A 9,369-nucleotide genomic window follows, 5' to 3' on the forward strand; every position below is an offset into this window, starting at 1 on the left:
GGTAGGCTCGGTCTGTGACCACTCCAGCCCAGATCCGTAAGGCCGCCCTCGCCCTGCCCGGCGTCGCCGAGGCTGTGGAGGGCCGGTGGAGGACCTACACCGTGGCGGGCGAGGTGTTCGCGACCGTGACCCCGGAGAAGTCCCTCAGGCTCCCCGGGCAGGACGACGTTCCCCTGGCGGACGTCAACGGGATGGAGTCGAATGCGCTGGTCCGCCGGGCGTGGTTCGCTGCGGCGCCGGACGACCTGACCTCCCGGATGCGTGCGGCCGAGGGTGCTGTCGCCGGTGAGGTCGGGGACCTTCCGGGAAGCATCGGGACGCCGGCGACCCGCGCCCTGGTGGAACGGGGGATCACCTGCCTCGCCGACCTCGACGGGGTCGACGAGGACGAACTGGCGTCGTGGCACGGCGTGGGCCCTAAGGCTGTCCGGATCCTGCGGGAGTCGCGATGACGGTGTCGTCCGGGCCGTGGCAGATCTCGGCGGCGTCGAGCTGTGCGGCGCGTCCGGCGGTGGGGCTGGAGCAGTCCCACTCCCCCAGCATCATCGCCAGGGAGTTCCCACCGCCTTCGGCATAGCGTCGTTCACGGTAGTCGTCGATGACCCGCTGCGCCTCCAGACACGAGACCGCCCCCTCGCGGACCTCCACGAGGGTGCGGCCGGACGCGGCACCGCACGTCGTCCCCGCCGAAACCGGCTCGTCGGTCTCGCTGTAGTCCCCGTCGATGCCGGCCGGAGCGTCATCCTGGCCGGCGGTGGGCGATGAGGCGTCCGGATCCACGTGGTACTCGTGGTCGAGGACCTCGCCGGTGAGCGCCATCGTGCGGTCGTCACCGCTGAGGGTCAGGGACGTCTCTCCGACGGTGCAGTTCAGCTCGCTGTCGTCGCTCATCTCACAGGAGGCGTCGCCCTCGGTGATCCGCTGGCCCGGCTCCAACTTCCCCGGTGCAGGCCGCACACCCTCGACCATGGTGTAGGTGATTCCCTCGGCGGTGATCGCGACGGCCCCTGGGCGCTGTGGCCCGAACGGGGGCACCTCGATGTCCGGCGCGTCTCCCGGGGCGGTCCCGGTGCAGGTCACCGCATCACCGTCGTTCTCGTCGGTGCCGATGAGGCAGACGCCGGTCCCCTCGTCTCCGGTGCGGTTGTCGAAGACGACCCTGCCGTCGAGCATGAAGCCGTCGGGGTCGACGTCCTCGAATTCGTCGTCGTCCGCCGCAGTCGTCGAGGCTTGCTCGGCGAAGGTGGGGTCGGGCAGGTCCTGCTCGCCGGAGGAGCATCCGGCGAGCAGGAGGAATCCCGCGACGGTCACTGACAGGGTGAGTGTTCTCTGGGTTCTCTGCATTCTCCTCACAGGAATCTGTCTACCAGGCGGGAGTGGTCGCGGACGGTCGAATCGAGATCCTCGAGGTGCAGGTGCTCGTCACGATTGTGCGGTCCAGTGTCTCGGCGAGGAGGGTGCGGTGTGGTCCGGTCACTTCAGCGCCTCCGGGATGAACCAGTAGCTGTCTTCCCCACGGCTCTCCAGGTACTCGGCGAACTCGTCGGAGCGGTACGCTGCGGCGACGGCGTCGGCCCACTCCGACTCCGCGTCCTCACTCCTCACCACGGCGACGAGTTCCAGTTCGGGGAGCAGTTCCTCCTGCAGCAGCTGGAGCTCCGGGTCCACACCGGAGGCGTACGCCATGGACCCCGGGATGACCGCCCAGTCCACGTCGTCCAGCCCCCGGGGGATGAACGCGGAGTCCAGGGTCCGGATGTCCAGGCCCCTGGGGTTGTCCGCGATGTCCCCGGCCGTGAGTTCGGTGTCGTCCGCACCGTCCTTCAGCGTCAGCCAGCCCGCCTGGGCGAGGATCCGGTAGGCGCGCGAGGCGTTCGACGGGTCCTCCGGGATAGAGACGGTCTGGCCGTCGGCGATCTCATCGAGGCTGTCGTGGGTCGACGAGTACAGGCCCGCGGGCACCGTGGGGACGGGTGTGACGGCCACCAGGTTCGCCCCCGCGTCCCGGTTGAACGCCTCCATGTAGGCGGTGTGCTGGTCGACGTTGAGGTCGACGCTGCCCTCCTTCAGGGCGATGTCCGCCTGCTGCAGCTCGGTGAAGTCGTCGAAGGTGACCTCGTACCCGTCGTCCTCGAGGATCGGGACGATCCCCTCGCGGAAGACCTCGCTGTACGGCCCGGGGGACGTGCCGACCCGGATGGTGCCCTCCTCCTGCTGCGAGCCGTCGTCGACGCAGGCGGCGAGGCTTGCGGCGAGTGTCGCTGCGACGGCGGTGGCGCCGACGCGGCGCAGGATCCGGCGTGTGGTGGTTGTCATGGTGGTCTCCTCGTGGTGTGTGGAACGTCATCCACACACCACACTAGACCACTCGGTCTATGCGACTCCGGTCGAGGCCCGTCAGTCAAGCCCCTCGGCCGAGGGGGACACCAGGATCTTGACGGCGGTCTCGTTCCTGTTGATCAGGGTGTCGAAGCCCTCGTCCACCAGCCCGTCCAACCCGATCTTCCCGGTGATGAACGGCGCCAGGTCGATCCTTCCGGACTCCACCATCCCGATCGTCGCCGGATGGGAGTTGACGTAGCCGATCGTCCCACGCACGTCCAGCTCCTTCATCACCAGCTTGTGCATGTCGAAGTCCGACCGGTGTCCCCAGATCGACACCACGACCAGCACTCCGGTGGGCCGCAGAGCCTCCATCAGGGTGTCGAGCACGACCTGCACCGAGGTGCACTCGAACGCCACGTCGGCCCCGGCACCGTCGGTCACCGCGGCGACCTCCTCGACGACGTCGACCTCGGCCGGGTTGAGCACCACATCGGCGACCCCGGAGTCCAGCGCCTTCTGACGCCGCAGCTCCGAGAGCTCGGACATCACCACACGCACACCGAGCGCCTTGAGCACCGCCGCGGTGAGCAGACCGATGGGACCGGCGCCACCGATCAGCGCCGTCCTGCCCTCCGGGGAGGCCCCCACGGCCATCAGCCCGGAACGCTCCACGGCGTGGTAGCCCACGGAAAGGGGCTCGATCAGCGCCGCCTGGTCCAGGGGGACGGAATCGGAGATCTTGTGGATCCACCGGCGGCGCACCACCACGTTCTCCGAGAGACCGCCTCCCCGGCCCGCCAGGCCGATGAAGTTCATGTTCTCCGAGAGGTGGTAGGTGGTGCTGTCCGGGCCGGTGTCCACGTCGTCGGCGATGATGTAGGGCTCCACGACCACATGGTCACCCACCGCCAGGTCGTCGACCCCCTCCCCCACCTCACTGACGACACCGGAGAACTCGTGCCCCAGGGTGACCGGGGCGTCCTCCCCGGAGATCGGGTGCGGCTTCCCGCAGGCCGGACAGAAGATCGGCCCGTCCAGGTACTCGTGGAGGTCGGTCCCGCAGATGCCGCACCACGCGACGTCGATGCGGGCGGTGCCTGGCTCCAGCGGCTGCTGGTCGATGTCCTCGACCCTGATGTCGCCACGGTCGTAGAAACGTGCTGCTCTCATGGTGCGGTCCAGTCCTTCCGGGTGGGTACGGGGCCACCGGGTCGACAGCCCTGCGCTACCCCCGAGAGTAGCCGTTCCCGGCCCACGCCACCGAGAGGATATAACTCCAGAAGTTCGTGGATTGACGGCCCCTGACCTGCCGGTCACAGTGCAGCGCGCGGGTGTGCGGCGCCACAGGGGACGGTGGTGCCCGGGGCCCTGCGGCACGTTCCGACGGAGCAACCCCACAGGTCGGTCACACCGGCCTGTGGGGTTGCCCGGTCAGCGGGAACGGTTCACACCAGCTCGAGCGCGCGCTCGATGATCTCCAGCGTCCCGACGGCGTCCGCCGGGTCGACCGGGACAGGGCCCTCACCCCGGACCGCCGCCCCCAACGCCCGGTAGAAACCGGCGTAGTCGCCCGCCAGCGTCTCCACCGTGCGACTGTCCTCCCCTGCGCTCACACTGCCCCAGCTCTCCCGGGGCACCTCGCCGAATCCCCCGTCACCGGGACGCAGGCCGTCCTTCAGCGCCTGTTCCTGGCCGTCGAGCCCCAGACCGTGTAGCCGGCCCGGGAGCCGACGACCTGGAACCGCGGCCCGGGGTTCGGCCGCACCGCGCTCATCCACAGGTGGGAGTAGACCCCGGACTCGTGACGCAGGGCGAGGAAGACGTCGTCCTCCGCGTTCATCTGCGGTCGACGCCGGTCACTCTCGACGTGGATGTCGGGGTGCCCGTCCCGCCACGCCACAGGACCGAAGAGCTGGAGCGCCTGGTCGACGAGGTGCGACCCCAGGTCGTAGAGCACGCCTGCGCCGTCCGCGGTCGTGCCTGCGGTCTTCCAGGACACCCGGGGCGTGGGCTGCCATTTCTCGAAGCGCGACTCGAAACGCCGCACCTCCCCCAGGTCACCGGCCTCGACCAGGGAACGCACGGTGCGGAAGTCCCCGTCCCACCGTCGGTTCTGGAAGACGGTGAGACGTCGGTCCGCCCTCCCGGCGCGCGCGATGAGGTCCCGGGCGTCGGCCGCGGTGAGGACGAAGGGTTTGTCGACCAGGACGTGCAGGCCGGCGTCCAGCGCCGCGGCCGCCAGCGGGGCGTGGCTGGCACCGGGCGTGCCGATGACCACGAGGTCGAACTCGCCGGCCCGTGCCCACACCTCGTCGGCGGAGTCGAGGATCTCGACGTCCGGGTACTCGGCGCGGGCGTCCGCCCGACGTTGTGCGTCGGTGGTGACCACGGCGCTGAGGGTGAAGGCGGGGTCGGCGTGGATGAAGGGGGCGTGGAAGATCCGGCCGGAGAGGCCGAATCCGAGGACGACGGTCCGGATCGGTGCGGAGGAGTTCATCCTCCCCTTCTACACGAAGACGGAGATCAGCAGCGCCATCAGCAGGCCGAAGACCGACACCAGGGTCTGCACGGTCATGTGCGTCTTGGTGGCCTGCCCCAGGGTCATCCCGAAGGACTCCTTGACGAACCAGAAACCCGCGTGGTTCACCCAGTTCAGCCCCACCGAACCCGACCCGATGGCGATGACCACCAGGGACACGTACGCCGGCGGCATGCCGACCACGAGTGGGGCGAGGATCCCGGTCGCGCTGACGATGCCGACCGTCGCCGAGCCGGTGCAGAACGACAGGGTCAGCCCGATCAGCCAGCCCAGCAGGATCAGGTTCATGTCGAGACCGGAGACCACGTCCACGATAGCGTCGTTGATGTCGGAGGATGAACCTCCTGACCCCGCAGAAGATCCGGGAGGGTGTCCGTGCCGTCCGGACCGGCCAGGCGTTCCCACTGGGACTTCCCCTGACCCTCCCCGGCGGCACCCGGCTCAACGCGAACAGGTTGCCACCGGTCCACCGGCCGAACCTGCGGGCCGGCCGACCGAACGTCAACTGCGAGCTCGGCGTATCCATCGCCGGCGCCACCGACATCCTCAACGACGACGTGGTGATCCTGCATCCGCAGTACTCGACGCAGTGGGACGCCCTGGTCCATGCCGGCGCCAGGTTTGACGCCGATGGCGACGGTGTCGACGAGATCTGCTACTACAACGGTTTCACCGCCGCCGATATCGAGGCACCGGCATCACCGGAGGACTGTGGCCCGACCGGGCAGCCCGACGCCACCACTGTCGACCTGGGCCCACTGGGCATCGGCGCACTCGCCGGGCATCCCGTCCAGGGACGCGCGGTGATGGTCGACGTCGAAAGACATCTCGGCACGGACGAACGGTTGTTCACCATGGATGACCTGCAGCACATCATCGACACCGACAACGTCGACGTCCGCCCCGGGGACATCGTCCTGTTCCACACCGGCTTCGCCGAGAAGGTGCTCGACATGGGTGGAGACCCGGATGCCCACGTCCTCCACCACTACGGAGCGTGTCTCGACGGTACCGACGCGGCATTGCTCGAATGGATCTCCGACTCCGGCATCGCCGCCATCGCGACCGACAATTACGCGGTCGAGAAGTTCATGGAGTCCGGGTTCAGCTCGCCGGCACCGGCCCTCCCGCTGCATCATCACTGTCTGTTCCGGTTGGGCGTGCAGCTCGGTGAACTCTGGCACCTCACTCCGCTCGCCCGATACCTCGCCAACGCCGGACAAACAGACTTCCTCCTCACCGCCCAACCCCTCAACCTGCCCGGTACGAGCGGGTCACCGCTCAATCCCGTGGCCACCGTCTAGACCCTCTCCTCACCTACCCCGAACACACCCACCGCAAGGAGCCGATCCAATCATGCCCACCCACGACGACAACCGCGTCCTGATCACCGGAGGTGCCCGCGGCATCGGTGCCGCAATCGCCCAGCGTTGTCGCGACGACGGGTACACACCCGTCATTCTCGACCGGTACGGGGACGACCCCGAGATCGTCCACTGCGACCTCTCCGGCACCGCCTCCACCGCCGACGCACTCCGTCGCGTCCTCGTCGACGGGCCGATCACCCGCATCGTGAACAACGTCGGCGCCGTCTTCCCTCATACTCTCGAGGAACAGACCCTCGACGAATTCGACCGGGCTGCCGCACTCAACCTGCGTTCCGCATTCCAGTGCACCCAGGCGCTGATACCCGGAATGACCGGGAGAAACTTCGGCCGTATCGTGTCGGTGTCCTCCCGGGCTGCACTGGGGAAAACAGCGCGAACCGCCTACGCCGCGACGAAAGCCGGGCTCCTCGGAGCCACCCGGGTCTGGGCCCTCGAGCTCGGGCAACACGGCATCACCGCGAACGCCGTGGCACCCGGCCCGATCGCCACCGAACTGTTCGCCGACGCCAACCCCGCAGACGCACCGAAAACCCGTCAGATCATCGACGGCATCCCCGTCGGGCGAATGGGGACACCGGACGACGTCGCACACTCCGTGTCCTTCTTCCTCGACGATCGCTCCGGTTTCACCACGGGACAAACCAGTCACGTATGCGGTGGTCTCACCGTGGGGGTGGCCGATGTCTGAGAGCAGAGAGCCCACCTCCGAAACGAACGCTCCTGTCACCACTGCAGTACTCGGCGGAGGATCCATCGGGGTCGCCTTCGCTGTGGTGTTCCTACGCGCTGGCTTCACCGTCCGGATCTATGAACCGCAGGACGAGCGGCGCGACCTCGTTGCCCAGGAAGTCTCCACCAAACTGTCTGCCCTGGCGGACGCGGGGTTGGTCGACAGAATTACGGCATCGGAGACGACGACGGCCGGCCAGCTCACGGTGTACCCGTCGCTGGACGAGACCGTGCACGGCGCCGACCTGGTCCAGGAATGTGTACCGGAAGACCTGGAACTGAAACGGTCGCTGTTCACGCAGATTTCACCCCTGCTCGGGGAAAGGGCCGTCCTGGCGAGTTCCTCGTCTGCCATCACCGCTTCCACAAGCACCCGCGGACTGCCCTGCTCGTCGCAGACGCTCGTCGCCCATCCCGGAAACCCGCCCTACCTCCTCCCCGTCATCGAGATCGTGCCGTCCCCCGTCACCTCACCCGCCATCACGGAGACGGCAACCGGGATCTACCGACGCGCGGGACTGTCGCCGGTGGTGCTTGCGAAAGAGGTCGAGGGCTTCGTCTTCAACCGACTCCAGGGCGCGGTACTGCGCGAAGCCTACGCGCTGGTCCGGGATGGCGTCGCAAGCGTCGAGAGCATCGACACCGTCATGCGCGATGGTCTGGGCCGTCGGTGGGCGTTCATGGGCCCGTTCGAGACGGTGGACCTCAACACCCGCGGCGGCATTGCCTCCCATGCCGAGAAGATGGGTCCCGCCTACGAGCGAATGGGAGCTGAACGCGGCCAGCATGACCCATGGACTCCCGGCCTCGTCGATGAGGTCGCCCGACAACGCCGCGACCTCCTTCCCCTGGACGAGTGGGAGAACCGCGTCGCCTGGCGCGACCGCCAACTCATCAGGCAGACCCTCCTCACCGCAAAGGACAAGCCATGAGCGACACCACCAGCCCGGACGTCCACCACGAAGCGGCAAAACGGGGCTTCTTCGACGACATCACCCGCTTCTTCACGAAGCTGATGGACAAGTACCTCCCCGATCCTTTCGTCTTCGCCATCGGACTGACGATCCTCACGTTCATCCTGGCCATCGTGCTGCAGCGCAGCAACCCGTTGACTGCGATCGAGGCATGGGGCGACGGTTTCTGGTCACTCCTGGAGTTCACCACGCAAATGGCCGTGATCCTGGCCGCCGGTTACGTCCTCGCGAACTCCCCGGTGATCGACCGCTTCCTCGACTGGATCGTGACTAAGGTCCATTCACCGAAAACAGCCATCGTGGTCGCGACTCTCGTCGGCGGTGTCGGCTCATACCTCAACTGGGGATTCGGCCTGATCGTCGGCGGTATCGTTGCCCGGAAACTGGCTATCGGCGTGAAGGGAATCCACTACCCGCTGATCATCGCCAGCGCCTACTCCGGTTTCACCTTCTACGGGCTCGGGTTGTCCGCGACAATCCCCGTCACCATCGCCACTCCAGGACATCCGATGGAGGAAGATATGGGAGTCATCGGGCTGGGAGACACGATCTTCTCCCCTCCGATCATCATCGTGACCCTTGTCCTGCTCGTGGTCCTCCCTCTGCTGAACGCCTCTATGCACCCGAAGCCGGGACGTCCGATCCGCAGCATCTACGGCGAAGACAACGACCCGGAGGGCGGTAAGGGACGCGAAGCGACCGCGGCCGAGAATACGACACCGGTGAATCCGACGATCGCAGACTGGCCCTACCCTCGTTGAGTGGACACCCGATTTAGCGGGACCCGTCCCGCACGAGAGGATGTCACCATGACCGAGAAGACCCCCGGCAGACGACCCCGGAGAACCTTCAGCCCCGAGTACAAGCACGAGGCTGCCCGACTGGTCATCGACACCGGCCGCACGATCGCCGAAGTCGCCCGGGAGCTGGGTGTCGGTTCCCAGTCGTTGGGCAAGTGGGTTGCCGCCGAACGAGCCACCGAGGCCGGCGAACCGACCGGGGAACTGACCCTGGACGAACGCGCCGAACTCAAAGCCCTGCGCCGCCAGGTCGCCGAGCTGCACAAGGACAACGAGTTCCTGGGAAAAGCAGCAGCCTTCTTCGCAGCCAAGCAACGACCGACGAACGGTACGAACTGATGACCGCGGAGAAGGCGAACTACGAGGTCACTCGCATGGCGCGACTCCTGGGAGTGTCCCGGTCAGGGTTCTACGCCTGGGCGAAACGGCAGGCCGCAGAACCCGGCACACAACGCCGTGCACGCGACGAACTCGATGTGAAGGTCCGCAAGGTCTTCGCCGAGTCCGATGACGTCTACGGAGCTCCCAGAGTCCACGCCCAGCTCGCCCGTGAGGGGACCTTCGTTGACCGGAAGACCGTCGCGAAATCGATGCTGCGCCAGGGCCTGGAGGGC

General features: G+C 67.4%; 13 protein-coding genes. 7 read left to right on the top strand and 6 right to left on the bottom strand.

Annotated features, from left to right (window positions below; all coding sequences use genetic code 11):
- Window positions 1–14 precede the first annotated feature (14 nt).
- The gene (locus Q0A34_RS07445; RefSeq protein ID WP_291479369.1) at window positions 15–452 is read left to right on the top strand and encodes a hypothetical protein; all 438 of its coding nucleotides are present in this window, start codon (window positions 15–17) and stop codon (window positions 450–452) included.
- On the opposite strand, the gene Q0A34_RS07450 is transcribed toward Q0A34_RS07445, so the two are convergent.
- The 6 genes from Q0A34_RS07450 to Q0A34_RS07475 form a co-directional block, all read right to left on the bottom strand.
- The gene (locus Q0A34_RS07450; protein ID WP_291479370.1) at window positions 418–1,344 is read right to left on the bottom strand and encodes a hypothetical protein; all 927 of its coding nucleotides are present in this window, start codon (window positions 1,342–1,344) and stop codon (window positions 418–420) included. The genes Q0A34_RS07445 and Q0A34_RS07450 overlap by 35 nt on opposite strands.
- A gap of 129 nt (window positions 1,345–1,473) precedes the next feature.
- Window positions 1,474–2,316 (bottom strand): MetQ/NlpA family ABC transporter substrate-binding protein, encoded by an 843-nt coding sequence (locus Q0A34_RS07455; protein WP_291479371.1) that lies wholly within the window; start codon window positions 2,314–2,316, stop codon window positions 1,474–1,476.
- Between the two features lie 81 nt (window positions 2,317–2,397).
- Window positions 2,398–3,495, bottom strand: a complete 1,098-nt coding sequence (locus Q0A34_RS07460; RefSeq protein ID WP_291479372.1) for a 2,3-butanediol dehydrogenase — start codon at window positions 3,493–3,495, stop codon at window positions 2,398–2,400.
- Window positions 3,496–3,770: 275 nt separating this feature from the next.
- Window positions 3,771–4,103, bottom strand: coding sequence for a hypothetical protein (locus Q0A34_RS07465; protein ID WP_291479381.1), 333 nt, complete (start codon window positions 4,101–4,103; stop codon window positions 3,771–3,773).
- Complete coding sequence (locus tag Q0A34_RS07470; RefSeq protein ID WP_291479373.1) at window positions 4,001–4,822, bottom strand: Gfo/Idh/MocA family oxidoreductase; 822 nt, start codon at window positions 4,820–4,822, stop codon at window positions 4,001–4,003. Before Q0A34_RS07470 ends, Q0A34_RS07465 begins: the two co-directional genes overlap by 103 nt.
- Window positions 4,823–4,831: 9 nt before the next feature.
- Window positions 4,832–5,176, bottom strand: a complete 345-nt coding sequence (locus Q0A34_RS07475) for a hypothetical protein (RefSeq protein ID WP_291479374.1) — start codon at window positions 5,174–5,176, stop codon at window positions 4,832–4,834.
- A 23-nt stretch (window positions 5,177–5,199) separates the two neighbouring features.
- Between Q0A34_RS07475 and Q0A34_RS07480 the strand changes: the two genes are divergently transcribed.
- The 6 genes from Q0A34_RS07480 to Q0A34_RS07505 all read left to right on the top strand — a co-directional run.
- Entirely contained in the window at window positions 5,200–6,168 is a 969-nt protein-coding gene (locus Q0A34_RS07480) for a cyclase family protein (protein ID WP_291479375.1), read from the top strand.
- Window positions 6,169–6,220: 52 nt separating this feature from the next.
- Entirely contained in the window at window positions 6,221–6,940 is a 720-nt protein-coding gene (locus tag Q0A34_RS07485) for an SDR family oxidoreductase (protein ID WP_291479376.1), read from the top strand.
- On the top strand, window positions 6,933–7,913 hold the full coding sequence (locus Q0A34_RS07490; protein ID WP_291479377.1) for a 3-hydroxyacyl-CoA dehydrogenase: 981 nt from the start codon (window positions 6,933–6,935) through the stop codon (window positions 7,911–7,913). The genes Q0A34_RS07485 and Q0A34_RS07490 overlap by 8 nt, the downstream gene beginning before the upstream one ends.
- A complete protein-coding gene (locus Q0A34_RS07495; RefSeq protein WP_291479378.1) occupies window positions 7,910–8,716 on the top strand; it encodes a TIGR00366 family protein in 807 nt (268 codons plus the stop codon). Before Q0A34_RS07490 ends, Q0A34_RS07495 begins: the two co-directional genes overlap by 4 nt.
- A 48-nt stretch (window positions 8,717–8,764) precedes the next feature.
- Entirely contained in the window at window positions 8,765–9,094 is a 330-nt protein-coding gene (locus Q0A34_RS07500) for a transposase (protein ID WP_291479379.1), read from the top strand.
- On the top strand, window positions 9,094–9,369 hold a 276-nt coding region (locus tag Q0A34_RS07505; protein ID WP_291479380.1), incomplete at its 3' end, for an IS3 family transposase. The genes Q0A34_RS07500 and Q0A34_RS07505, both read left to right, overlap by 1 nt.

Source organism: Corynebacterium sp. (assembly GCF_022712195.1).
Classification (GTDB): domain Bacteria; phylum Actinomycetota; class Actinomycetes; order Mycobacteriales; family Mycobacteriaceae; genus Corynebacterium.